The organism is Limisphaera sp. VF-2 (assembly GCF_049537125.1).
GTDB lineage: Bacteria > Verrucomicrobiota > Verrucomicrobiia > Limisphaerales > Limisphaeraceae > Limisphaera.
In genome coordinates this window covers 1-821 of sequence record NZ_JBMVQY010000014.1, presented here as the reverse complement: position 1 = coordinate 821, position 821 = coordinate 1, and the positions used below count along the sequence as shown (strand labels likewise).

The 821-nt window shown below is 63.6% G+C and carries 1 protein-coding gene; it reads left to right on the top strand.

What is annotated here, in order from left to right; genetic code table 11:
* A partial coding sequence (locus tag ACPDIT_RS15150; protein ID WP_423444922.1) for an Ig-like domain-containing protein occupies positions 1-821 on the top strand: 821 nt, incomplete at both ends.

Sequence of the window (821 nt, the reverse complement as noted above, 5' to 3'; positions counted from 1 at the left end):
TTTGAGCGGCAGGGGACCAACCAGTGGGCCCGGCTGCTGGGGTACATCCGCCAGGGCGACCCCGGCGATGTGTTTGCCCTCGCATATCTGCCGCAAGGACGGTCTGCGTTGGTGTCATATCTGCCGCAGGGCACGGTGATCCGCCTTTCGCTGGGGCGCCCGGCCAGTAGCCCGTTGGATCCAGTTCTGGAGATTCTCGACAGCGCCGGCGCCGTGGTGGCCTCTGCGCCCGCGGGCACTACGAACCTGGTCCACACGGTGGCCGTCGGTGCGTCGGGAAGATACTTTGCACGCGTGCGCGCCAACGGTGCGACCACGGGGCTGGCGTCCCAGTACCTGCTGCAGATTCAGGAAAGCATTCCGCCGGATGTGGTCTCGCCGCAGATCGTGGGCGATTCGTTGCCGTCAGAGGGCACAACCTCCACGAATATCCTCGACCGGTTCACGCTCATGTTCTCCGAGGAACTGGCGCCGGCCACCGTGAACGATGCGGCGGCCTATGAGCTCAGAGCGGCCGGCGCGGACGGGCTCTTCGATACGGCGGACGATTTGTTTTACAGCGTTGCTATTTCTCCGACTTACGCATCTGGAAGCAATGCCACCTGTTTGATCGTGGACGGTCCATTGCAGCCCGGGCGTTACCGTCTGATCGTCCGCACCACGCTGAAAGACCTCGAATTGAATCCCATGGCGTCCGCCTACGTGCGGACCTTCGAAGTCGCCAACGTACCGGGCTTCGTGCTCGAGAACCGTTCGAACGACACGTTTTGGGGTGGGACGTCGTTGGGGGTGGGTGGGGTGGTGGGTGCGGATGGGTCGTT